The sequence below is a fragment of the Acinetobacter equi genome (assembly GCF_001307195.1).
Lineage (GTDB): Bacteria > Pseudomonadota > Gammaproteobacteria > Pseudomonadales > Moraxellaceae > Acinetobacter > Acinetobacter equi.
Genome location: NZ_CP012808.1, coordinates 1,902,117 through 1,923,804, shown reverse-complemented (window position 1 = coordinate 1,923,804; position 21,688 = coordinate 1,902,117). Strand labels below are relative to the sequence as shown.

Sequence of the window (21,688 nt, the reverse complement as noted above, 5' to 3'; positions counted from 1 at the left end):
AAAAACTACTTGTTTTGAGTAAACTGACTTTTTTTAGTCCCATACCCAATAAAACACTACTAAGCCAAAGCGAAAATACAGATATATACATTAGAGTATCAAGCAGAAAAATATAGGTAATGAGAGCAATTATTTGAAATAAGAAGGCTATACAATATATTTTCTTCACTTTAAAAAACTTTATCTGACCCACCAGTGTGGGTTTTCTTTTGTCTATTATAAAGCAGAAAAAACAAAAATATCGGTTTTCCAATAAAATAGCGGAATAACTATTGACATACAATATCGGAATTACTATATTTATCTCACACCCAATAAAAAAGCACACTGAACCCCTTAACTCTCAGTGTACTTTTGCTACATAGCGAGATAAGTATGAATCAAAACAACCTAAACGGTCAAGAACTCAAAGTTATACGCCAAAATCATAATCAATTTCTAAAGCTTACTCGAGACATTCTCGGATATTTAGCCATCATTGCGATCTTCTCTTTCCTTTCACTTATGTATTTTGAAACGTTTACAAGTGAACTACCTCAAGAATCAGTAGTAAGTGAGGTATCTCAATGAATACTCAAGAATTACTAATAAGACTCCAATCATTATTCCCTGAATCAATCGAAGTTGCTGTTGAATACGCTTACCAACGTGGTGACCTTTCCGACTCTGAATATAGAACTTGGACAACTCGAATTATTGAAACAGAACGTCAAAAAACAATAAAACTCTCAGCTCAAATTGCTGCCTAAAGGAGATCATCATGAATGCTCAAGTCCATACAACTCAAATCACGATGACTCATGATTTAGTCAGTATTCAGCAAGAACTTAAAGCACCTAAAGATAAGTTTAATTCTTTTGGTAAATACCATTACCGTTCATGTGAATCTATTTTAGAAGCAGTAAAACCCCTACTCAAAAAATATAACTGCTCATTAGTTTTATTAGATGAATCAAAAGAACTTTGCGGTATTCCTGTAATTACAGCCATTGCTAAATTTACCGACAGCAAAGGAAATGAGACGATTGTTCAAGCAGAAGCTGGTGTTGAAGTAAATAAGAAAGGAATGGATATTGCTCAAACATTTGGTGCATCCAGCTCTTACGCTCGTAAATATGCACTAAATGGCTTATTCCTGATTGATGATTCTAAAGACCCTGATTCAGATGAATTTCATAATCAAACTAAAGCGAACAACCAACCGACCAATAATCAAAAAACAAATGCCCCTCCACTAAACACCCAGCAAGCATTTAGAGATATTCAAAATGCGAACAACAAAAATGTACTCATCACGATTTGGAATACTTTTAAAGGTACGCCTTACGAGCAACAAATACAGGCAAGCATTAAAGCCAAACGTGATCAGATGGGATGGTGATAATCATGACGACATATCTAGCTAAATTAAACGATGGTTCCAAAATTGAAGTCATTAGAACAAATGGTATTTATACAGCCCTTGATACTGGTGAAATCATTACCCCTATATCACTCGTAAGTTTTAACCATATTACACATGACCAATATGAATTTGAGTCCCTTCTGAAATCTTACACCCTCAGTGGTGATTTCTCTAAAAATGAGCGTCTCATGTATCGAGATACTTTCATGAAGGCGATATATAAAACATGGAGAATCACAAAGGGACTTCCGATTGATGATCCTGAATATAGAGCTGATACGGCTCCTACCCAACCAATTCAACATAGTCCAATTTACTCAAGTGCAAGATATAAAGGCGATTAACAATATGAATAATTCTAAAAATCAAAATACAGAAAGTTTTAAATATATTTGTTCTTGTAGCTCTTGGACTAATGATTCTAAAAATATGAAATGCCCTGATTGTGGTGAGGTCGTTGAACAAGTGACTTTAGATAAAAGTGTGGTGGAACGTTTAAAGGAGGTTTGTTGATATGGTACTAACAATTGCTCAAACTTGTAAGTTACTAAACATTGGTAGAACTACGGTTTATCGAATGTTTAACCGTGGAGAATTGGAAAAAATTGAGGTAGGTCGCTCAGCAAGAGTTAAACTGCCCGATCATCTAGCCAAAGCATACGCTGAACAAATTAAAGCCCTTATGAATTAAGGGCTTTTTCTTTTAATGAGTCCAAGTAATCAGACCATGCTTGCATCATTACCATACGTTCTTCTAAATATTTTGTTCTATTGTATGCACGACCATGCATATCTCGAACCTGATGTCCTAATTGCTGTTCAATACGCTCAATTGGGAATTTAAGTACTTCATCTAGCAAAGTACGTGCAGTTGCTCGAAAGCCATGACCAGTCGTTTCACCATTTTCCCAACCTAAATTTTTTAATGCTTTATTTATAGAACTATCAGAAAGCAATTTAGTTTTACCCCAATAGTTTGCAAAACAATAATCATTGTGGCCAGTAATAACACGAAGCTCTTTAAATAGCTCAACAACTTGAGTTGATAATGGAACAATTAATTCAGTGCCTAAGGCATTTTCAGTTTTAGATGGTGTATAAGCCCATGTTCTATTTTCTAAATTAACATCAGACCATTTCGCATGTCTAAGCTCACCTGGTCGAACAAATACATGAGGCAATATTCTTAATGCATAACACATAACCACTGAACCGCGTTTTGTATAGTTGTCTATAGCAGCTAATAGTTCACCGAGTAATTTAGGATTAGTTACTGCAGCATGATGTGACTTTTTATGTGGTTTTAATAAGCCTTTAATATCTAAAGCGACATTTCGGTCACACAAACCAAGAACTAGACCATATTTAAATACCTGCCCTGCTTTCGATCTCATACGGCGAGCAGTTTCTGATTTACCTTGCTTCTCGTAAATCTGACAAACATCTAGTAATTGTCGAGCTGTAATTTCATGAATTGGTTTTTTACCGATTGCATCAAATAAATACTGGTAGATAAATTCATTTCTATGCCGAGTAGATTCAGCAACAACTTCTGTTTGCATAAATTCTTTTGCAACAGCTTCAAATGTATTTTTAAGTGCAAAACGTGCTTGCTCTTCTAAATGATTCTTATGTGTGGCTGGATCAATGCCCTGAACAAGAAGTTCACGATATTCATCTCTAAGTCTTCTCGCCTCTGCTAAAGATAATTCTGGATAGACACCAAGACCAATTGTTGTACGTTTTTTTGTTATTGGTTTGAAATAATCAAAACGCCAGTATGTACCACCTTTTTTATCTAGTAATAAAAATAATCCACCGCCATCAGAAAGACGAACAGCTGTTTCAGGTGATTTTTTATGTTTAGCAATTGCTGATTTTATTTTTGAGTCATTAAGACTTACTACAGTTCTAGCCATTTTAGCAGTACATTTTATAGTTAAATTTTAATGTACTGCTAAAAGTACTGCTAAAACAGCGGTTCAGTGCGGTACATTAAGAAACAAAAGGAATTTCAAGAAAGGCTATAATACTTTATTTATAAGGGTTTGCGGTTATTTCGAAACATATTAAAACATATAAGTGGTGCGCTCAGCGGAGAGCGAATCCAATATATAAATTACTGTTTTATATAAACTTTACAAACAAACACATTAAAACGTATCCTCATTTGTATCCTCATTTTCAAATCCACCCCTGTTATATCCTTAAATTGCCCTTTTAACTCTTACTTTCCGAATCTTGTGTCGTTGGTTCGATGCACGCTGAGGGATTCTAAATAGAAATTACTCCCCAGTAGCTCAATCATTTAGATATAGGTATAGGGGGATGGTCAAAATAACCACCCCATTTAGAGGTTTGAAAACGTATCGATACAGTGTGTGAATCGTAATCTCATCAATAATTTACAGGCTCTTTGTTTTTAATAGGGTTATTTATTTTTTATATAAAAAATTGTTAGAAGAAATGTATATAATGTAAGAGAAATACACCATAAAATTAAGTAAATATTATGATCATATTTAATCGTATTTATGATTAGTTGATCAATGGAATCTCCTTCTATCATCATTAAAGCCAAAAGAAAAAATAAGAAAACAGAAAAGCCTATTCGTAATATATATTTAGTATTTTTAATAAAAATTAAAATACTACTAATTATAAGACAAATTATTCCAAAAGAACCAATTGCCATTCCCCCATCGCTGATAGAACCTTGTATATCCTTCATATAGACATACTCTCCATAAGGGGCATATATCACAAAACCTTTTGAATAAGCTTCGAAAATATAGGCCATGAAGCCTGAGAACATTAAGAAAACAATCATTAATAGCTTAATTTTCATATCCCCGTATACCCCTCACCTGGTTTCCAATACTTACTCAATGTACGAGGAGATGCTTCACATGTTTTACAATTATCTGGTTTAGAATAAATTATTCCTTTTAAAGCTTCTTTAATTGATCCTTGCCAATTTCTAGAACGGTTATAAACAAATTTATTACTATCAAATTCTGCTTTATTTGAATTGGGCGACAAATAAGAATCTAAAAATTTTTCTCCTGCATTATGTAAAATAGTTGCTTCTCTTGGTGACAACTTCCTTCCTATCTTTTTCTGCTTGAGAGATATATTTTTAGCCACTAAATCTGTTGCAATTTGAGGATTATTAGTAATTAAATCAAATGCTTTTCTAAGTCTATCTTTATCATTTTTTGGATAATCAAGAAGATCTGCAGCTAACCCCAACTGCATTTCTCCTAATCCATAACTACGTGTTTCTTTAACACCAAATCTATCAAATACAACGTAAGCTAAGACATTTTTGCCAACAGCGGCAACTGAAAAGAACTTCTCTTGAAATACTATCGATCCAATTGCCTGAGGATCCACTCCATACTTTCGTCCAGATTCGTTAATAGCATAATTATAATAAGCAACCATGATTAATCCATCTGGTGCTGGAACCGTGTGAGCTATTTGAACTTGATTAACATTATGGTTTTGGCTTGAACTTGTAGTGTGAGCTACTAACTTTACCTCATGTTCAGTATGCTTTACTCTACTACCATTTTCTTTTGTATAAGTTATCCCCATAAATGGTTTAGGTTCAAGTAATCTGCCAGTAGGTAGGAATACATTAAATCGTACACTACAGTTTTTTGCATTTTCATTTTTTTTTAATGGAAATTGTGCTTCCACAGATATTCCAGTTGAATGTATTTTTAATTTATTTGTTTCAAATTTTCTTCCAGTATCTTGTGAAATAAATAAAGCAGTAAAAGAAAAGTTTGAAAAATCAGATAAGCCTTTTAATCTTAATTGTGCGTAACAAGTAGTCATAATTATTCATCTTCACTTTGAATTTGATCGGGATAATCATGGTTTTCAAGAAGATGAAAATATACTAACTCTTCTCTTTCTGTATAAATTCTTTGTGTGTATCCGTTATCATCAGTAACACCTTCAAATCTTTTCCCTGACTCTGTAACCGCAAAATATGCTTTATTGCAATAAGGCATATTTTCATTATTAGTAAGCTGAATGCTTAAATTAAAGATGCCATTGTTTATTTCTGGCAAAATTGGAAAGTGAGAAACAACTTTTTCACCTGTTTTAAACTGATGCTGTCCAGCTTTTACTTCAAACTTACCACCCATATAATAATTCTCATTTTTTAATTTACGTATTTTGGTTAATATATATAGCTAAATATGCAAAATCAAACACAAAATGACACTAACTATTGCTATTAATTTAGATGACTATGTCATTCTTACAGGAGATCAAAGGCTTACCATTGAGTGTGAGCCTTTTACCAATTTACCAGCAAAAACAATTATAGATAATTATAAAAAAATTAAACAATGGACTCATGGAGGTATTACAGTTTCAGGGGATGTATTGCTCATGCAGTACTTTCATGAGGAACTTGAAGCTCATGCTCGACATAAAACTCCAAAATGGGATTTTTTAAATACTGCTAGGCTTGCTAGAGTTTTATATCTTCAAGATGATAAACCTATAGATCATGCAACAGGTTGTGCTTTTTTTTCATTATTTAATTTGGATAAAGTCGAATTAATTCATCTATCAATAAGAAAAACAGTAATTGAGTATGAAACCGTTTTACCTATGCATGCACATTTTTCATTATTTGCTGGCACACCTGACGACCCCATTTATCAACAATTTGTAGATGCCTTAAAGAAAGTTAATACTTTTAAAAATTTTATAGATTTCTTTAATTATCACGTTGATCTAATCAAAGCATTTTATAAAAGACAACAATCTTTTGATGAATCAATTACGTCTACATTCGACCTATACATTCAAGATACAAAAACTGGACTAGGCTTTATGCAAACAATAGAAAACCCCTAATCCCTCGCACGCTCACGCCTTTTGTTCTTAAATCAGATCATCACTAGTGTCGCGGTTTACTGTATTTTTAACGGAATAGCATTTTAAATGCTGTCGGGTACTTGGTTGCATTTTAAAAGTGAGCAAGTACAAGGCGTACGTTTAAAGCAAATCCCTTAAAACTTAGTATCTGAAAGTTAAAACCTGTTATTCAGAACCTCACTTTTAAACTTGGTGAGTTTTTAAATCTACTCAAGTTTGAGCATATCTTTTAATATGAGCAACATTGCTCATATCTGAGCATCGCCCCCAGTGAGAGTTATCCTCAATTTGAGGTTATCGTCTTTTTTGACGATAAGGTTATTCAGGTTTGAATATAGATAATGCCCTATTGGAGCTTGTTATGATTTCCATCATACTGAGGAGATATTCAATTTTGGATATGCTTTAATGGTGTGGATGGTCAAGGATGAAAATTAAATATTTTTTTGGAATTTCTAGTGTAATAAGTCTGCTATTTTTGGCCATATCAATATGTATCTACAAAAGCTTAGATGTAGAGTTATATTTTGAAAAAGCTTTGACTCTTACATTTTCATTTATTGGCTCTGTTGGGACCATTGCTTCAATTGCATTTGCAATTTGGCTATACAATTCGCAAAGGGAGTCTCAACAACCTGTATTTTTTATAGCTGACGACTTGTTATTAAAAGATAGTCAAAATTCAACAGAAAGAGATTCTTTTTCTTTCCTCTATCTAAGTATTACTAATTATGGTCATGAGGCTACAAGTTTTAGCATGACCCTTAAAGAAAACTTAGGAAGTAATGATATTAACATTGGAATCTTTGGTGATATGAAACCTTCATTTAAAAAAGGTGAAACACATACAATACAGATTAACATTCAGAATACTTATCAAACCGATAAAACACCAGAGCCATCCCATATAGATTTTATTGTTTCTCTTAATTACTTAGATATGTTTAATTCAACTCATTTTGACCACTATAGAGTTTTTAGTGTTAATGGCTCTCGAAATATAAAAATGAAAAAATGCTAATTAAGTTATTCTATTTAGGTAATGGCTATTCATCTGCATGGTGATAATGACCATTCAAAATGAATGCTTAAAGCTCGTTTTATTTGACTACCTTTTAAGTGTAGTAACGATGCAAGATATTTTTCACCATCATTTACAACTATCATGATTTCCATGATGGTTGATAGATAGAGAGCTTCCCCCAAAGTTGGGGAGGTATGAACGAAAATTTGCGCTCCACCATTTGATGGAAGCCAAACAGTATTTTGTACACTCCAAACCATTGAGAATGATTAGCATGTAACAACATTCATTCAGGCTGAGTAATGCTTTTCTTTTATGGATGAAACGGTCAGTTTTAATGTATGAAACAGTCATTTTTTTGTTATGTAATGCACTTAAAAAACAGTGATATTTTACATGTAACATCAGTTATCAGTCTGAGTAACGGTAGATATGAATAGAAAATAATCATTATTTTTTGTTCAGTTTATCAGACATGAAAAAATACGATCTTTGTTTAAAGTTATTTGTGATACCAAATTACCTGGTATCACAAAATAAATTAAAAACCGTTATACTTTTAGATTAAAGGGTTTCTCTGATTTTTCTTAATTCACTTTAAACCTCATCGGTTGAAAATCATCAACATACACTTCATTTGTCTTCAATAAATCTTGTTGTTTTCCATTCAAAACCAATACGGCGCGTTTAACTTTTACAGTCCATGTTTGATCGGCAGCACACATATTTTCAGATTCAATAAAAACCCTACCAAAAGCTTTACCTTGTAAGTTATCTACATCGTTAGAAGTTATTACATCCTTAGAAGAACCTTGTACTACTCCGGTGTTATTTGTAACAATCAAATCAAGATATAGCTTGTCTTTTGCCTCAAGGAAATCATGAATAGTTATATCGATCGCTGCTGAGCAAATACCTGCATTTGCATAGGTAGTACTAGCGTGTTGTAGGGTAATAGGTGTTGCTATAGCAAGAGAGCTAAATAGGGAAACAAGCATTCCTGAAAGTAGTTTTTTCATTTGATTACTTCCTAATTATTTACTTCAATCATTTTTTGAGCAAAAAATAATGATTCAGCCAAACCATTCAAATTAATTTTTTCTGCCTTGTACTGTGAACCTTCTTTCCAAGAAAAATTTAATACAGAAGCTTCCTTTAGCTGTCTAATAAAAGTCTCTGCAGCAATACCAGAGGTTATCGCACTTACAGGCAAGGTCATAATTTTATTGTTATCAATTTTATAATTAATTTGAGTACTCAGAATCTCTTTCGGTTTCTCAAACCTAAAGATAACATTATATCCACTTGATGTAATATCAATGCCAAACTGACCTTGTTGAGTAAAGCATGTGAATACTGGAAGTCCTTTATCCAAACTATGTTGGCAGGTCGTAAACCACATATCGTTTTTAGTTGTATCAGAAACAAAGGTAAATATAACACTGGGGTTGCCCCTTACTTCTTCTTGATCAATGAAATAGGCTTGTTTCTTAATTGAATTAACATATTCTTTTTGATATCCGTGAGGTAATTTAATCTCATTCTTATTTTGCCCTGCATTTGCAGACAACCCCACAATAAGCAATATAAACCCTAAAATATATTTTTTCATTTTTACAATATAAATTTCCTAAAGTGCTACTGATAATACAAAAAAAGGAGCCGAAGCTCCTAATTTTATTCTGATAAATCCCACCAATAGCTATTACCTAGATTTTCAAGCCGTTGCTGAGTCCTTGGTAAGTAATCAGGATCAATCATATTTTGAAGCTTTGAATAAAGCATACGATCAACAACCAACTTGCTGTACCAAAGGTTTTGCAAAGGTATATTACTCTTAAGTGTATTCGCTATTTCCATCATTCGAGTAGATTCCTTACCCTCAATAATGTTATTACCCATTCCAGTTAGTAACATACCCAACTTCATGCTTTGACCTAATAATGGACCACTGACAAAATCTGATGCACTTCGACCTGTTGGATCTGAAAGTGCAGACATAATGTCGCCCAAGAAAGAAAGCCCTCCACCTTTAAGAATTGACTTACCAAAGAAATCTATAGTGAATACAGGCTCAGGATTCTTCCCATTTGCTAAATTTTGGGTTTGGACTATAAGTGCTCCTGCTAATGTTTGATATGCTAATAGAGAAGCTAAGAATGTCACTCTACTCTTTATATCACCCTGAGCAAAAGCTCGATGTCCTATACGCATCATATAAGCTAATGGAAAGCCTTTAAATTGAAATAAAGTCCTACCTAGCTCACCTTGGATGGTACCAGCTTCCCCTAAATTAATAATGCTACGCTCACGTACACCAGCCTCAATAATAGCAACTGATTCTTCATTGAAGATATGAGTCTGATACTTCATGGCAGCCTTATAACGAGCATCAGCCAATAATTCTCTCTGCCTTGGAGTAATAGACTGATCTAATTTATCCATTACTTTTAAACGTTTCTCTTGGCGCTCAGATACTTTGGCTTGATATTCAACAAACTCAGCATCTAATGCATTTACACGCTTATCTAAATCGTTAAACTTTGCTTGAATTGCTTTATTTGCATTACTATCTGCTGCACGGATTTTTGCGCGTAGCTCAGTCATTCTACGCTCAGCATTACCTAATCTATAGCCTAATGATTCTGCTCCATTCCCATATTGACGTGCATTACGCTCAATATTACCTCTCGCTAAAACTGAAGCCTGATCAGAGTGTCGCCCATCTTCTACCTGTTGTAAAAAGTCTTGAATTCGACTTGATTGCTTCTCTACTTGGAGATATCTATTAATATCACTTTGAATAGCAGCTGCTTCTTTTTGAGCATCAATTAAATCAATGCGATCTTGCAAGGCTTGCTTTTCTAGTTGGGCTTTAGCATCTTTCTTATTGGCATAATCAGCAAGTCTTAAAGAGAGACTGCGTTTAATATCTTCAAGTTTCTTTTCCCTTTTTTCTATGCGTAAATCATCCTCAGAATTACGGCGGTTCAATTCAGATATTTGATCCTCAATTTCATCTTTAAGAGCTTTTAACTCAGGTGATGCAAAATTAACAAATACATCATCTGGTGCATCAAAGAAATCATTCTGAGTAAGTACTATTGTTCCATCTTCACGCTTACTTGGTTCTAGCTGTTGCCATAACTGCCAGTCACGCTCATTGACTCCATTACCTTCTAAAATTTTTAGATCATCAGCACCAAGATCTTTCCACTCCGTTTTACGGGTCATTTCAGCAAGCTTATTCATATGCACCAGATTAAGTGCCCTTTTCGCTCCTGCAGTGACGGCATTCAAGCCTGATAGTTTCATAGTTGTAGAGGCAAAGGCTTGCATACGTGCATTAAATCGACCTGATCTAGTCGCACTACTCACCACATCAGCATCTCCAAAGCGAGACATACCACCAACCATCTCAGTAATCCCAAGCCCAAAACGTAATGCTTCATCTCTTGATGTGCCTTGTTTTAGTTGCTTGATATATTCGGGTAAAATTGATTTGGTATAAGACAGACCGAGCATATTGGCCACCTTTTTCATACTAGCATGGTCGCCAAAGGTGGTTAATGTAGTACCACCTAGCTTAGATGCTACCATCAATGCACGTAACCCACCCATGACATTACCTAAAGTTGAGTCAATCGCTCTCGTATTTGCATCTAAAGTGTTATATAGCGACATCGCTCTATGAGCTTGTTTATCGATTTCGCCGTGCTTCACTCCATTTTGTGGGTCAGCTTTTAATTTAGTCTTTGCTTCTTCTAACAATGATTCAAATGTATGACGAGGATTAGACCCAAGGTTTTGCATCATTGCCACTTCAGTACTCATCCGTTGAGTATGATTTTTTAATATTTCATGAAAGCCTGATTCATTGTAAGTGCCATACTTTTTCTGATATTCAAGCCATGCATCACCATCTTTAAAATGTAATGCTCTTGCTTCCTGGTGACGATTGGCCATCTTAGAGCGACCACCTACAGGAGATGTACCTTGTTTACTCAAAACTAATAAGTCTTTATTAGCACCATTTGTAGAAATGGTCTTATATATATCCTCAAGTACAGACTTCAGCTCTAACTCATCCATGAGCTCACCAGTCTCTTTGACATATTGCTTACGGTCTAAACCTACTAAAACATCATTTACCCATTCAGCTTGATCTGTAAGAGCCACTTTCTTTTGATCATGTGAAGTCATAAAGCCATGATTATCTAGCTTCTTGATATTGCCTCCAGCACGATTAAAAGCTAAACGCATCTCCTCGAGCACATCACTTACATCTTTGGCCATTGCTGTAATTTCAGGATTATCTGACTTACCGCCAAACATGACCCGGATAATGTCATCGGTCATTTCTTTATTGACTGACATACCGAAGCGCTCTTGTGTTTTGGTAAATACATCAGCAACTAAAGACATCCACCGACTATGTAAAGACTGTGCTTGCTTCTCGATAGACTGGATACCACTTTGATCAGAAAAATATGCAATCTTTCTCATCAATGATTGCAAAGGGTTTAATTTCGAGTGATTGTAAATTTCATTTTGTATTTGAGCTTTCAAAATTGCATCTCGTGCAATGTTTTGATTGTTCTTGGCAATCTGCACGGCGAGATCGGAAGCTGTCTTTTGAGCAATTGCTTCTGCACGTTCTGCTGGGCTCTTAAAAATCCAATCAGGATCAATTCTAGCCAATGTGTTTTGTGCACGCATGTAAAGGGATGAAATACGATTACTATCTGCCGCGCTTAACTTTCTTTTGCCTAATGCCTTGGCTACTTGTTCTCTACATTCAGCTCTCATGCTGCTTCACTCCCAAATTTTAATGCACAACTTGCTAAAGCCTTTACTGCCTGAATTTCATCTTTTGCAATTTCTTCTTGCTCTTTTACATAGTCCAACAAATCACGAGATGACATTGTTACAACCTCCTCCCCTCCATTTCCATCAACACGGGTAAAGGTAACTTCCATATCAAGATCAGCCTCTAAAATTGATACAGCTTCTCTTCCATCTGCCGTCTCGGTAAATGAGCCATATGTACTCTTATTAGGCTTGTTGAAATCAGGTGTACCATCAATACTCGATTTATTGCTTGGCTTCCAAAATTCACGCTCTAAAGCTTGACTAGCCTTATTTTGTACAGCTATTAAGTCAGGACTATCAGCATTTTTATTATTTGGGTGAGCAAATAAGTCCTCTCCATTACGAGAAGCCTTTACAGGACTGATTGTTCCATCCTGATTAATTTGGCGTTGGAAAGTTGTATTTGATGTTTTGTTATGAAGTTCTTGAACCACACCACCATCAATAGCTCTTTCACGTTTAAGATAGTTATCAGATCTCGTAGGAACCCAATTATCAACCCCTGCAATAATTGAGTTTTGCTCAAGATTTTGATCCAATCCTTTAGAGTTCATGCTCAGAGGATTAACTGCAGTTGAATCAATTACTCGTTGGGTTTCGAGTTGATATAGATCTGCATCAAGGTTATCTAGATTACGGTTAGCACTATTACTTGGACCTATTAAATCAACCTGTGGTTCGACATATGGTGCACGATGAGGAATACCCTCAGAATATTGGTAATGCGCCGTGGCCTTTAAATACTCTAAATCCTCTTTTGTTAATGGCGAAGATAAAGCCTCAAACTCCTCTTGTAATGACTTAATGCTATGTTCATCTGATTTCAATACAAAAGGCATAGCCTCAATTTCAACATCAGATTGAGATTTATAAACAGGTGGTGCTGCTATATCCGATTCAAACTGCGGGAACTCTGATTCACTTCCTCTAACAGCTATAGATCTACTGTCATCTGACAGTGTTCCAATACCTTCATATTGTCTGGCGACTTCATCCCATCTTTTTTGATACTTAGCTTTAACCTGTCCAACGGTCATGCCATTAAATTTATGAGAAGATGTAATACCTTCAGCAATCTGTCTTGCAGTCTGTTTCTTATTGCCCTTGCTCCAGCGTGTAGCAACATCAACGAAAAGTTCATTATCTTTAGCCTTTAAAAATACTGGTCCTCCGCCATCACCAAAGAAATGTAGGTAATAAAGTTCTAAACCATTAGGGTCTCGATTAAAGTGACTACGGAAAATTTTGGAGTTATGCTCGTAGTAATTCAGGCCTGCTTTAATTTGATCATTACCATCAAACTTATTCTTACCTCCCATCCGTGCAAAGGTACTATCCAAAGTTTGAAACAACCCAGTAGCAGATGAAAGTATCTTGCCATTTCTATCTTTTGGCTGAACTGAAGTGCTGAAAGTACCGCCTGTTTCCAAGTGAGATATGATCAAGGCATCCACTGGATTAATACCTCGTTTAGAGGCTTCTTGAACAATCGTTTTTGTCCAAGGTTTTTTATCAAATATAGGGTTAGTCAAAGCCCTCGCTATTACTGGTGTTTTATGCTCATCAGTATTGATAGCAATAGCTTTTGGTGTTCTTGTTACTGCTATTTTAGGTGCTCCACCCACTGGTGCTTTTAAGCTGACCAACTCATCATTTAATGCACTCTCCATTGCACTATCTAATGCATCAAAATGAGCATTCGCTTCTTTAGGTGAGGTTGGATTAAATGGGTTTAAACCCTCAGTAAATTCGACATTTGCTTGTACATGAGAAGCATCATTAAGCGTATCAATATTTTTATGTTCTTTACTTTGCTCTGGTCTTAATCGCCCTTTGTTCGCCCATAAATTTAGCAATAAAGCCATTCCACCATTCGTTGCCAAAGTAGACGGACTTAATGCATTTTCTTTTAATACTTCACCGTATTGAGCGATCTTCTTATTTTCATTGTTTTCAAGAAATGACCCCTCTATATAATCACCAGCTACACCAGCTCCAGTAGCCAATGCAGTAGTGGCAACAGCATCAGCTACTACTGATTTAGCAACACCATGGGTAGGAATAGCAAAACCCAAAGTATCTGTTACGCCTTTAATAGCTCCACCTGTTCGGGCAGTTTTTATATCTGCCCCTTTATTAAGTAAGTCTGACTTCTCCGCTTCAAAGGTTTGGTACCCAAACAATCCAGAATTCAGTGCTAAACCTGGTACACCACCAGTACCAAGGGTTGTTACAGCATTCCATCCAATACGTGTAAAATCCTTAGTCAGACCATAAGTAAACTCACCTGCAGTACCTAAATCATCAGGCTTAAATATTGCCAAATTCTGAGCTCTTAATGCGGCAGCTTTCTTATCACCTCGGAGTAGTGAGTCTGGGGCCGTTGCTGCTTCAATCGTCCCCATGGCAATACCAGAAGCAGTACCTAGCAACCCATCTGCAAAATTTCCACGCTGACTTTTAGGTTTAAAACGAGGGTCATCTTGGTTTAATATCAATTCATCATCTGTTAAAAAATCCATAGTTCACCTCATCGAACAGTAAAAGTTAAACGTGTTTTTCTTGTTTTATCGTTTCTATCCATAATGTATTTCGTTCCATTTTTAAAATAATATTTATATGGATTATTTGGATCTTGCTCTAAAGGTAAATCTAGAAAAAAATCTTGATCCGAACCTCCATAATCTCTGGAATTTCTAGAGTTAAAACTTTTTAATTGATCTTCAAATGATTGTTCACCAACTGTATGCGGTCTTAATACAACTGATTTTGAGCCAAAAAATCCTCCTGACTTATATTTCCCACCTGTAACATTTCTAACAGCTTGGTTAAATAAATCATCATCAATCGATTTATTTAAAATACTCCCCTTTGTATCGGCTACTCTTTCCGACTTTTGCAATAAATATGCGTAGTTAGCCTTAACCGATGCTAAATAAATTTCAAAATCAGGTTTTCCTGGTGTAGTTATGCCTGTTAAATAACTAGCCGTACTTGCTCTTAATGCATCATCATCAACTTTAACCAAATGCTTCTCTAGTAAATCCTGACCAGTAACAATTTGACCAGCAACATTATTTAAACCTCTCTTACCAAGGGAAGCTGCTAATCGATAAGCACCGCTATTTCCTGCAATACTGCTAATGATGTCCCTTGAAGCATTTGCATTTCCTGCACTAGCAGTAAATAAATTAGTTAAAAGTGCAAGTTTGTCACCTGGCTTAGACTTTCCCCAATAGTCTTTCAATTCAGCTTGTTGTTGCTTAGATAAAGGGTTTAGTGATCCATTAACCCCATCAATTATGTTATTAGCATGTACTGCCTTAATATTTTTAGTAAGGGCTGCAATTGCTTTTGGGTCTCCAGTAATAATCGATGTGGTTGGAATTGGTGTTAATTCTTGTCCTGTCTTAATTGAATAAGCTAAAGTTGAATTATTCTTTTCATAACCAAGCATATTGTCATGTGTTTTCGCTAAAAGATTTAATCTCCAGCTCATATCTTGTGGATTATCTTGTACATGATTTTGAGCTTTAGCTCTCTCTTTACTTAAATATGCTTCTCGCTGATCTGGACCTAAACGCATAAATTTCTGTACTTCAACCAAAGCACCAGAATATTGAATAAATTCTTTTTCGTACGGCGTCCCTTTAACAAGCTCTAAGCGAGATTTAATTGCTGATTCAGTTGGAACAAAACCTGTTTCAATATCTGAACGCATATCACTTACTGCTTCTTTTGCTGCAGCTTCTAATTCTTTTTGTTCACGTTCATATACTTTCTGATTTTGATCCATTTGAGTGGCAATGCGTCCACTCCAATAAATTGCTTGCTCTTGAGTTAAGTTTGGGTGACTTTTAATTACAGCTTCAGGCGTTGACAGCTCTGCAAGCTTTTCGTTATCTGCTTTATAGCCTGTAAAAAATTCATTTACATCATTAGATGATCGTTTATTCTTATATTCAATAATTTTTTCATCAACAAATGCTTGTGGCAGCCCTTTGGATTGAGCAAAAGTTTGTAAACCTTTTTGTACTTCTTCCTCTGTAGCATTAGTACTTTTTAAATAATTTTCTGTCATGTCTTTGAGTTGAACAATTGCCTGTTGTTGATCTGCTTTTTGAGCAATAGGCAAATACTTGGCAGCACTTTGATAAGAATGCTGTTCAAAATAATTATTAAAGTTTTGCTCATACTGTTTAGGAACCGCACCTTTGTACTGTCCCTTAATTGTTTCTAAGCTCTTTTGTCTTGCAGTTACGGCAGTTGTATAATCAATCTCCCCAGCCTGCATTTTTAGTAATAATTCATCATCAATAATACTAATATCTGCACCAACTTTTGATGATTGCAAAGCAAAATCAGCTTTATCTTTTTGCTCTTGTTCTTGTTGTTCTTTTCTTTGTTTATCTAATGCAAATTGCCCAACAGTTTCAGCAACACTATTCAATGCACCCGATAAATCATGTTGTTGTGGCATTTGAATACGCTGTACCTGTGGCATAGCATTACCAAAATTACCCATAGGAATTCTAGCCATTTTAATTACCCATAAATTATCTAATTTTTATAATTTAGGTTTTAAGCAACACAAAAAAAATGGGTATTTTCTCGATCAAAAAAAGGGACATTATGTCCCCTAAAAAATAATTAACGCAGCTTTCGACCAAGAGTTGGTTTTATCAAACATCTACAACTTGGATCGCCATTTGTAACGTTATTTAAGATTTCACTCGTATATTGAATATTTTGTTTAGCAACAGCATATTCATACGCAAAAGCATTTTGATTTAAGAGTCTTTTATGCTTTTGTTTAGGATCAATATAATGCGCCGTAATAATAAAAATATTAGGAAGGTTACCAATAGATAAGAGAGCTAATCGAAGTATATTAAAGTAAATACTTTTAGGGTCCATAAGCTGTCTAATATGAAAATTTAATTCATCTATTTTGTTAGCAATCAGCAGTAAAGCCTTAGAATATTTATTCTCAAACAGTTGGTTAGAATCCAAAAAATGAATATCTTTTTTAAACTTTTTCATCCCTGTCATAATTTCATCACACAAAACTAATGCTTGTTCCATATGTGGACCAACCAAAGGTTCGTATATTTTCTTCTTACTACCCATCAACATACCTTCCTAAATAAACAAATAACGATTTTTTCTTGGTACTTCTGCTTCGGTTTTATCTGTTAATAACTTCCAAAGCTCTATCAAATGGAAACCATTTTCAAAATTGGGGGCACTACCACGCGTCCATTCCGATATAGTGGAGGAGCCGGAGACAGGAAGAAGAAAAGCGATTTGTTCATGAGTTAAACCAAACTCTGCTCTAAGTATTAGTAAAATTTCACCATAATCTGGAGAGTTATACTCAATAAGATTTTTAGACAAAAGAATATTAGAACTAATACTTAAACAATTTAATTCGGCATATTCGCTCATAACTACCCCCATATTTTTTATTTATTAAGTAGCAGCTTAGACAAGAAAAAAATGGGTAATTTTTTAACAAAACGCGCGCGCGCGCGCGGGAGAGTGCAAAACACTTATTTTTCTATAATTTTTTTAATCAATTTAATAAAATCATCTGTTCTTTAGCAATCAAGTACAAATCACATATAAACGTCTAATTTACGTTTTAAGCTCTGATTTGAATCAATAGCACCCTTTTGTTCTTTTTTTAAATAAACACTTAATAAAACGATTCTGTGATGATTTAGAGCTATTCCTAAATCCAACCCATGATGTTTAATTCCAATTCTTATATTTTTATCTAACTTTTTAACAATGTAATTTAAAACATGAAATGAATTAATTTTTTTCAGAAGAGAATGATTGTTTCTATGATTGTTTCATTGATAGGTTCTGCATCCCAAAATTGGGATCATTCAAAATCCCAAAATTGGGTATGTTCAAAACACCGAAATTGGGAATATTTCCAAAAACGGAATGATACCGAAATTGGGAATGTTTATGTCAGACCTCATATCAAAAAAATCGCCACCAATATCTCCTACCTAGATATTGAGAATTTACAGCATAAAAGACTGATATTTTACTAAAAAATAATATGTTGTATTTGCTCTAGTGGGAGAATACACAAAATTATCAACATGAGTTCATATTTTTGTATTAACTAATTGAAATTTATTCGCAAGTGAATAGAATATGTTTTCTGTGTGAAAATATCATCAATATCTAATGCTGATATAAGGAATTTATAAGGTTTTAAGGGAAGTTAAATATTTCTGAAAAATCTTATAATAGTTACTTTAAATTAAACATCTGAGTATGCAATTTATTCCTGCTATTGATTAAAAGACCTTTCACCAAATTTAATCATTTTTCTAGAGCTGTATTTATGTCGATCCAACACATCATTGTCCATGAAATAAGACGGATTAAAGAAGATAAAAAGAGTACAGAAAATTTAATCATCAACATTAAAGATAAAGAAAATGACTTAAGCTCATTAAGCACTGAGTTAAAAGTGCAATTATTAAAACTTTTTTCTAGTACTGGTTTAATGGTTGGACAGTTTTCTATTGGAAATGATACAGATAAGCAACCTGTATTTGAGCAAGTATTAGATAAATTTTACAATGAAGATAGCTGCTTAGATTTTGTTGAAATGACACGAGAATTAGCAACCTTCTTTCAAAATTTTCTTGATGTAAATAAGAGTATTTCAGGTGGTTTCCTTGTTATTTTTGAGTTTAAAGGAGATGAACATACTAAATTAGCTATTGCTGTCATTAATAAATCTAATGCAACAGATATTAATCCTGATCTTGATTTTATTGCTAGAGAGATTTTGGATTTAGACAAATTGCATTTAGGCGCAACAATTAATATTACAGGATGGCGTGATGAATTTGCTGAGAGATACATTCGTTTCAAAAATGGCCAGTCAGAACATGTTACTGATTACTTCCAAAAATTTATTGGTTGTGAGATAGATACGGAAGCTGCAGTTGAAGAAACAAAAAAACTAAGGGAAGCAATTGAAAAATTTGCTAGTGAGCAGCTAATGCTTCCTCAAGAAGAGGTAGATCAGCATTTATCAAAAGCTTATGGGTATATTAATGAGTGTATAAGAAAAGGTGATGATGTCATTTTAGAAAATATATCTAAAAGCATTTTCCCTGAAGTTAGTGATGTGTTTTTTGAGTTTGCCAGTGTAGGGCATAACTTATCAGGCATCATTAAAATCAACACTACAGAATTAAAAGGTTTCATGAAGCTAAGTAGTAAGCGAAAAGGCCTTTCAATTACCTTTTCAAGAGAGCTTCTACACAATCAAATTAATTTTGAAGATGATATACTTAAAATAGATAGCTCTCTATTATCGGATAATTTAGTTGCAGAGCTTAAGGCTGCATCAGCTAAAAATGATTAAGACAAATAGGTATTACCATGAATCCAGCACAAATATATCGTGATATATTTCTGTCTATGCCAGACAGAGAGGTAGATCGCGACCAATTTGTAAGCTGGATGGAGCTAGATGCAATTAAACTTTCAGCCTTACAAATATTGAATTCACATTCATTAGCTGTTGGAAGTCTAAATGTCAAAGTTAATGGTAAACTATCAACATCTGGTGTAGTTCTAGAGAAAATTAAAGATAAACATTTTAATGATCAATATATTTTTGAAGTACGATTAAATAAAACCAATATTAATTTTGGACATGATTTCATTGTTTGTGATAACTGGAATACTGTTCTTAAATATGACCTTCATATTAAAAATTCTATCAAAAATATTTTTCTCACAGATCTAGAAAGCTATTTCGACATTGATTCAACTGATAACAAATATAAAAATTATCTAGCTATAGGGAAACTATATTCATTTATAAAATTTTTATCTGACGCATCTAACGCTGATAAAGATTGTATTTTTTATAATCGAAGTTATAAGTTTAAAATTAAAGCTGATGAAAATGATTTAAATTATTCCATTGATATTAAAAGCCTAGAAAAATTTAAAGATAAAGACATGCACCGAGAGGCTATTATTCATCTCATGTGTAAAGAAGTAACGGCTTTTGTTAAGAATGAAATTGAAGAAATTCGATTTAGTTACTTGATTCGCAATATTAATCCTTTGATTACAAATATCAATCATAGTTATCAAAGCTATGTGGAGGATTATACCTTTGATAAAGTTAGAAAAGAATATAATGAAAAGAAAACAGAATACATTAAAAAACTTAATGATACCTTTGATTCTGTAGCAACCAAAATGTTTGCTATTCCAGCAGGTATCTGGTTTGCAACAGCCCAAATGAAAGTAATAGGTGAGCCGATTCATTATCTTTTTACTAAAAATTTTTTTGTATTAATGACTGTGCTTTGTATGGTATTAATTATGATTTTAAATATTTGGGGGCAACGAAGTACCATTACTCAAATGAATAATGAATACACGACAGTTTTTACAGCATTAGAAGCAAAATTTGAAGAAGAAAAGACTAATATCCAACGTGTAAAAAATGATGTAGATAAACGATATAATAAAATCATGTCAAATATTGGTATTTCAATTATTGTTTGCATATTTTTAGCGATTTATACAGGAATTCTTTTTTATCAAAGCATATAAAAATCATTTTAATGATTTTTTAATATATGAAGCTTGACTTAGCTAAATTCTAAATATTATTAAGCTGATGATATATAAAAATTTCATGCATATGATTGTTTTTTTGTCTAAAAAATCTAAATCCTTTTAACTTTTATGCCCTACTGGCAACCACTCCAAGTGATACAAGACCACCCAATATCACAAATAAATTTCAGCAAAGGCTATGCATAGCCTAATTTAAAAATGATAAAAAAAGCCAATAAGTATTCCGTCAAAAGAGCATATTTAAAATTTATGCTCTCTTAACTTTATTGATTAAATAAAATACAAGACTACCGTTACTCACCGTAGCTTTTTCATCGGATATTTTTGTTACGTCATAATCTGTATTTAATTCAATCATTGTTACGTCATAATCCGCTTACTTAGTAATCCTTGTTACGTCATAATACGGTTATTGAATGACCTTTGTTACGTCATAAATGGAATAAAATGCTAATTATCAAAACTATTTTAGAGTAGTTTTAACTGCCCAATTTCATATTTGTATGTACTCCATTCACCATCCCGAGGAAATCTTTCTACACCTGTTTCAGCTTTCCACAATTCAATAAGTGCTTCTCCATTTTCAAAATTTGGAGTACCTCCTCGCGCCCACTCGCTTACAGTAGATGCTCCTGCAACTGGAAGAAGAAAAGCAATCTTTTCGTGAGTCCAACCCAACCGACCCAAATCTAAAAGTATTCTATTAAAATCTGGTCGTTTATAACCACGCTGCCTTAAAAGAAATTCTTTAATTTTTTTTTGCTGTCTTAAATTAATAAAACGTTCTTGAACAGGCTTTGAGTTACTTAAAGAGTCTGTATATATTGTAGACATTA

22 protein-coding genes are annotated in these 21,688 nt (G+C 33.9%); 9 read left to right on the top strand and 13 right to left on the bottom strand.

The annotated features are described in order from the left end of the window. Window positions 1-566 precede the first annotated feature (566 nt). The 5 genes from AOY20_RS09155 to AOY20_RS09140 are packed head-to-tail and all read left to right on the top strand — an operon-like array spanning window position 567 to window position 2,096. Complete coding sequence (locus AOY20_RS09155) at window positions 567-749, top strand: hypothetical protein (protein ID WP_054581576.1); 183 nt, start codon at window positions 567-569, stop codon at window positions 747-749. A gap of 11 nt (window positions 750-760) precedes the next feature. Further along, window positions 761-1,381 (top strand): ERF family protein, encoded by a 621-nt coding sequence (locus AOY20_RS09150; RefSeq protein ID WP_054581575.1) that lies wholly within the window; start codon window positions 761-763, stop codon window positions 1,379-1,381. 5 nt (window positions 1,382-1,386) lie between these two features. Further along, the gene (locus AOY20_RS09145) at window positions 1,387-1,749 is read left to right on the top strand and encodes a hypothetical protein (protein WP_054581574.1); all 363 of its coding nucleotides are present in this window, start codon (window positions 1,387-1,389) and stop codon (window positions 1,747-1,749) included. 4 nt (window positions 1,750-1,753) lie between these two features. Then, window positions 1,754-1,918, top strand: a complete 165-nt coding sequence (locus tag AOY20_RS14750; protein WP_158319995.1) for a hypothetical protein — start codon at window positions 1,754-1,756, stop codon at window positions 1,916-1,918. A 1-nt stretch (window position 1,919) separates the two neighbouring features. Further along, window positions 1,920-2,096 carry a helix-turn-helix domain-containing protein gene (locus tag AOY20_RS09140; RefSeq protein WP_054581573.1) on the top strand — a complete coding sequence of 59 codons (177 nt, stop codon included), beginning with the start codon at window positions 1,920-1,922 and terminating at the stop codon, window positions 2,094-2,096. Here AOY20_RS09140 and AOY20_RS09135 read toward each other — a convergent pair. The 4 genes from AOY20_RS09135 to AOY20_RS09120 form a co-directional block, all read right to left on the bottom strand. Continuing rightward, entirely contained in the window at window positions 2,086-3,324 is a 1,239-nt protein-coding gene (locus AOY20_RS09135; RefSeq protein ID WP_054581572.1) for a tyrosine-type recombinase/integrase, read from the bottom strand. The genes AOY20_RS09140 and AOY20_RS09135 overlap by 11 nt on opposite strands. 512 nt (window positions 3,325-3,836) lie before the next feature. Further along, window positions 3,837-4,253: a hypothetical protein gene (locus AOY20_RS09130; RefSeq protein ID WP_054581571.1), complete on the bottom strand. Its 417-nt coding sequence runs from the start codon at window positions 4,251-4,253 to the stop codon at window positions 3,837-3,839. After that, window positions 4,250-5,251, bottom strand: a complete 1,002-nt coding sequence (locus AOY20_RS09125; protein WP_054581570.1) for a hypothetical protein — start codon at window positions 5,249-5,251, stop codon at window positions 4,250-4,252. The genes AOY20_RS09130 and AOY20_RS09125 overlap by 4 nt, the downstream gene beginning before the upstream one ends. Window positions 5,252-5,253: 2 nt before the next feature. After that, complete coding sequence (locus tag AOY20_RS09120; RefSeq protein ID WP_054581569.1) at window positions 5,254-5,568, bottom strand: hypothetical protein; 315 nt, start codon at window positions 5,566-5,568, stop codon at window positions 5,254-5,256. A gap of 73 nt (window positions 5,569-5,641) precedes the next feature. Between AOY20_RS09120 and AOY20_RS09115 the strand changes: the two genes are divergently transcribed. Beyond that, window positions 5,642-6,292: a hypothetical protein gene (locus AOY20_RS09115; RefSeq protein WP_054581568.1), complete on the top strand. Its 651-nt coding sequence runs from the start codon at window positions 5,642-5,644 to the stop codon at window positions 6,290-6,292. Window positions 6,293-6,740: 448 nt separating this feature from the next. Further along, complete coding sequence (locus tag AOY20_RS09110) at window positions 6,741-7,334, top strand: hypothetical protein (protein WP_054581567.1); 594 nt, start codon at window positions 6,741-6,743, stop codon at window positions 7,332-7,334. A gap of 29 nt (window positions 7,335-7,363) precedes the next feature. Here AOY20_RS09110 and AOY20_RS09105 read toward each other — a convergent pair whose 3' ends face one another. The 8 genes from AOY20_RS09105 to AOY20_RS09070 form a co-directional block, all read right to left on the bottom strand. Next, a complete protein-coding gene (locus tag AOY20_RS09105) occupies window positions 7,364-7,597 on the bottom strand; it encodes a hypothetical protein (RefSeq protein WP_054581566.1) in 234 nt (77 codons plus the stop codon). Window positions 7,598-7,924: 327 nt separating this feature from the next. Then, window positions 7,925-8,356: an IrmA family protein gene (locus AOY20_RS09100; RefSeq protein ID WP_054581565.1), complete on the bottom strand. Its 432-nt coding sequence runs from the start codon at window positions 8,354-8,356 to the stop codon at window positions 7,925-7,927. Window positions 8,357-8,367: 11 nt separating this feature from the next. Next, window positions 8,368-8,949 carry a hypothetical protein gene (locus AOY20_RS09095; RefSeq protein WP_054581564.1) on the bottom strand — a complete coding sequence of 194 codons (582 nt, stop codon included), beginning with the start codon at window positions 8,947-8,949 and terminating at the stop codon, window positions 8,368-8,370. Between the two features lie 65 nt (window positions 8,950-9,014). Then, the gene (locus tag AOY20_RS09090) at window positions 9,015-12,146 is read right to left on the bottom strand and encodes a hypothetical protein (protein WP_054581563.1); all 3,132 of its coding nucleotides are present in this window, start codon (window positions 12,144-12,146) and stop codon (window positions 9,015-9,017) included. Continuing rightward, window positions 12,143-14,731 (bottom strand): lysozyme family protein, encoded by a 2,589-nt coding sequence (locus AOY20_RS09085; protein ID WP_054581562.1) that lies wholly within the window; start codon window positions 14,729-14,731, stop codon window positions 12,143-12,145. The genes AOY20_RS09090 and AOY20_RS09085 overlap by 4 nt, the downstream gene beginning before the upstream one ends. An 8-nt stretch (window positions 14,732-14,739) precedes the next feature. Beyond that, a complete protein-coding gene (locus AOY20_RS09080) occupies window positions 14,740-16,749 on the bottom strand; it encodes a hypothetical protein (RefSeq protein WP_054581561.1) in 2,010 nt (669 codons plus the stop codon). A gap of 110 nt (window positions 16,750-16,859) precedes the next feature. Further along, window positions 16,860-17,339, bottom strand: a complete 480-nt coding sequence (locus tag AOY20_RS09075) for a hypothetical protein (protein WP_054581560.1) — start codon at window positions 17,337-17,339, stop codon at window positions 16,860-16,862. Between the two features lie 12 nt (window positions 17,340-17,351). Then, the gene (locus AOY20_RS09070) at window positions 17,352-17,657 is read right to left on the bottom strand and encodes a hypothetical protein (protein ID WP_054581559.1); all 306 of its coding nucleotides are present in this window, start codon (window positions 17,655-17,657) and stop codon (window positions 17,352-17,354) included. A 919-nt stretch (window positions 17,658-18,576) separates the two neighbouring features. On the opposite strand from AOY20_RS09070, the gene AOY20_RS09065 reads away from it, so the two are divergent. Both AOY20_RS09065 and AOY20_RS09060 read left to right on the top strand, forming a co-directional pair. Further along, window positions 18,577-19,614 carry a nucleoid-associated protein gene (locus tag AOY20_RS09065; protein ID WP_054581558.1) on the top strand — a complete coding sequence of 346 codons (1,038 nt, stop codon included), beginning with the start codon at window positions 18,577-18,579 and terminating at the stop codon, window positions 19,612-19,614. 11 nt (window positions 19,615-19,625) lie between these two features. Beyond that, window positions 19,626-20,825, top strand: a complete 1,200-nt coding sequence (locus tag AOY20_RS09060; protein WP_054581557.1) for a hypothetical protein — start codon at window positions 19,626-19,628, stop codon at window positions 20,823-20,825. A 495-nt stretch (window positions 20,826-21,320) separates the two neighbouring features. Here the strand turns inward: AOY20_RS09060 and AOY20_RS09055 are convergent, their stop codons facing one another. Further along, window positions 21,321-21,686, bottom strand: a complete 366-nt coding sequence (locus AOY20_RS09055; RefSeq protein WP_054581556.1) for a hypothetical protein — start codon at window positions 21,684-21,686, stop codon at window positions 21,321-21,323. Window positions 21,687-21,688 lie beyond the last annotated feature (2 nt).

What these genes read in the sequence shown, in the direction of transcription:
- AOY20_RS09155 (WP_054581576.1), top strand. Translation starts at nt 567, where the DNA reads ATGAATACTCAAGAATTACTAATAAGACTCCAATCATTATTCCCTGAA.
- AOY20_RS09150 (WP_054581575.1), top strand. Translation starts at nt 761, where the DNA reads ATGAATGCTCAAGTCCATACAACTCAAATCACGATGACTCATGATTTA.
- AOY20_RS09145 (WP_054581574.1), top strand. Translation starts at nt 1,387, where the DNA reads ATGACGACATATCTAGCTAAATTAAACGATGGTTCCAAAATTGAAGTC.
- AOY20_RS14750 (WP_158319995.1), top strand. Translation starts at nt 1,754, where the DNA reads ATGAATAATTCTAAAAATCAAAATACAGAAAGTTTTAAATATATTTGT.
- AOY20_RS09140 (WP_054581573.1), top strand. Translation starts at nt 1,920, where the DNA reads ATGGTACTAACAATTGCTCAAACTTGTAAGTTACTAAACATTGGTAGA.
- AOY20_RS09135 (WP_054581572.1), bottom strand. Translation starts at nt 3,324, where the DNA reads ATGGCTAGAACTGTAGTAAGTCTTAATGACTCAAAAATAAAATCAGCA.
- AOY20_RS09130 (WP_054581571.1), bottom strand. Translation starts at nt 4,253, where the DNA reads ATGAAAATTAAGCTATTAATGATTGTTTTCTTAATGTTCTCAGGCTTC.
- AOY20_RS09125 (WP_054581570.1), bottom strand. Translation starts at nt 5,251, where the DNA reads ATGACTACTTGTTACGCACAATTAAGATTAAAAGGCTTATCTGATTTT.
- AOY20_RS09120 (WP_054581569.1), bottom strand. Translation starts at nt 5,568, where the DNA reads ATGGGTGGTAAGTTTGAAGTAAAAGCTGGACAGCATCAGTTTAAAACA.
- AOY20_RS09115 (WP_054581568.1), top strand. Translation starts at nt 5,642, where the DNA reads ATGACACTAACTATTGCTATTAATTTAGATGACTATGTCATTCTTACA.
- AOY20_RS09110 (WP_054581567.1), top strand. Translation starts at nt 6,741, where the DNA reads ATGAAAATTAAATATTTTTTTGGAATTTCTAGTGTAATAAGTCTGCTA.
- AOY20_RS09105 (WP_054581566.1), bottom strand. Translation starts at nt 7,597, where the DNA reads ATGGTTTGGAGTGTACAAAATACTGTTTGGCTTCCATCAAATGGTGGA.
- AOY20_RS09100 (WP_054581565.1), bottom strand. Translation starts at nt 8,356, where the DNA reads ATGAAAAAACTACTTTCAGGAATGCTTGTTTCCCTATTTAGCTCTCTT.
- AOY20_RS09095 (WP_054581564.1), bottom strand. Translation starts at nt 8,949, where the DNA reads ATGAAAAAATATATTTTAGGGTTTATATTGCTTATTGTGGGGTTGTCT.
- AOY20_RS09090 (WP_054581563.1), bottom strand. Translation starts at nt 12,146, where the DNA reads ATGAGAGCTGAATGTAGAGAACAAGTAGCCAAGGCATTAGGCAAAAGA.
- AOY20_RS09085 (WP_054581562.1), bottom strand. Translation starts at nt 14,731, where the DNA reads ATGGATTTTTTAACAGATGATGAATTGATATTAAACCAAGATGACCCT.
- AOY20_RS09080 (WP_054581561.1), bottom strand. Translation starts at nt 16,749, where the DNA reads ATGGCTAGAATTCCTATGGGTAATTTTGGTAATGCTATGCCACAGGTA.
- AOY20_RS09075 (WP_054581560.1), bottom strand. Translation starts at nt 17,339, where the DNA reads ATGGGTAGTAAGAAGAAAATATACGAACCTTTGGTTGGTCCACATATG.
- AOY20_RS09070 (WP_054581559.1), bottom strand. Translation starts at nt 17,657, where the DNA reads ATGAGCGAATATGCCGAATTAAATTGTTTAAGTATTAGTTCTAATATT.
- AOY20_RS09065 (WP_054581558.1), top strand. Translation starts at nt 18,577, where the DNA reads ATGTCGATCCAACACATCATTGTCCATGAAATAAGACGGATTAAAGAA.
- AOY20_RS09055 (WP_054581556.1), bottom strand. Translation starts at nt 21,686, where the DNA reads ATGTCTACAATATATACAGACTCTTTAAGTAACTCAAAGCCTGTTCAA.